The following is a 1,361-nucleotide window of genomic DNA, read 5'->3' as shown; positions in this document are numbered from 1 at the left end:
TGCCCTGGGAAGACGAAGACGGGGCCCTGTTCGGGGTCGAGGGCGGTGCCTTGGGTGAGGTGGGGGTGTTCGGTGCCGGTGGCCAGGGCGTCGAGTGCGGCGAGGAGGCCGGGGGTGTCGGTGCCGGTGATCACGGCGCGGTGGTCGAAGGTGGTGCGGGTGGTGGCCAGCGACCAGGCCACGGAGGCGGAGTCGGTGGTTGCGGTGTCGGTGAGGGTCTCGGACAGGCGGCGCGCCTGTTCGGCCAGGGCCTGCGGGCCGCGCGCGGAGAGTGTCAAGGGGACCACGCCGCCCAGGACGGCGGGTTGAGCGGGACGCGGTTCCTGCGGCTCGGGGGGTGCCGGGGCCTCTTCCAGGATGACGTGGGCGTTGGTGCCGGAGATCCCGAACCCCGACACTCCGGCCCGGCGCGGGCGTTCCTCCGTCTGTGGCCAGTTGACCGGCTCGGTCAGCAGGCGCAGTTCGCCGCTGCTCCAGTCGACGTGGGGGGTTGGCTCGTCGGCGTGGAGGGTGGCGGGCAGCACGCCGTGCCGCATCGCCATCACCATCTTGATGACGCCCGCCACCCCCGCCGCGCCCTGCGTGTGGCCGATGTTGGACTTGAGCGAGCCCAGCCACAGCGGCCGGCCTTCGCCCGGCCGCTTCTGTCCGTACGTCGCCAGCAGCGCCTGCGCCTCGATCGGGTCGCCCAGCGTGGTGCCCGTGCCGTGCGCCTCCACCGCGTCGACCTGGTCGGCGGTCAGCCGGGCGTTGGCCAGCGCGGCGCGGATGACGCGTTCCTGCGCGGCGTCGTTCGGGGCGGCCAGGCCGTTGCTGGCGCCGTCCTGGTTGATCGCCGAGCCGCGCAGCACCGCCAGCACCCGGTGGCCGTTGCGCTGCGCGTCCGACAGCCGCTCCAGCAGCACCAGGCCGACACCCTCGGAGAAGCCCGTGCCGTCCGCGGCGGCGCCGAACGCCTTGCAGCGGCCGTCGGGAGCGAACCCGCGCTGCCGCGAGAACTCCACGTACGCCGAGGGCGTGCTGCACACCGTCACGCCGCCCGCCAGCGCCAGCGAGCACTCGCCGCCGCGCAGCGCCTGGACCGCCATGTGCATCGCCACCAGCGAGGAGGAGCAGGCCGTGTCGAGCGTGACCGCCGGGCCCTCAAGCCCCAGGGTGTACGCCACCCGCCCCGACACCACGCTGGCCAGCCCGCCCGTGGCGGCGTAGCCCTCGAAGTCCGCGGGGATGTGCGGTATCCGGGACAGGTAGTCCTGGCTCGACACCCCCGCGTAGACGCCGGTGGCGGAGCCCTTGAGGGTGGCCGGGTCGATGTGGGCGCGCTCCAGCAGTTCCCACGCGGTCTCCAGCAGCAGCCGCTG

At 74.2% G+C, this 1,361-nt stretch carries 1 protein-coding gene; it reads right to left on the bottom strand.

Going from position 1 to position 1,361, the window contains the following annotated elements; translation table 11 throughout:
• Positions 1 to 1,361 (bottom strand): beta-ketoacyl synthase N-terminal-like domain-containing protein (locus tag ACWDSL_RS53415; protein WP_450497015.1); only part of this gene is annotated, 1,361 nt, incomplete at both ends.

Source organism: Streptomyces sp. NPDC000941, from assembly GCF_053599555.1.
This window is presented reverse-complemented; position numbering and strand designations above follow the sequence as displayed.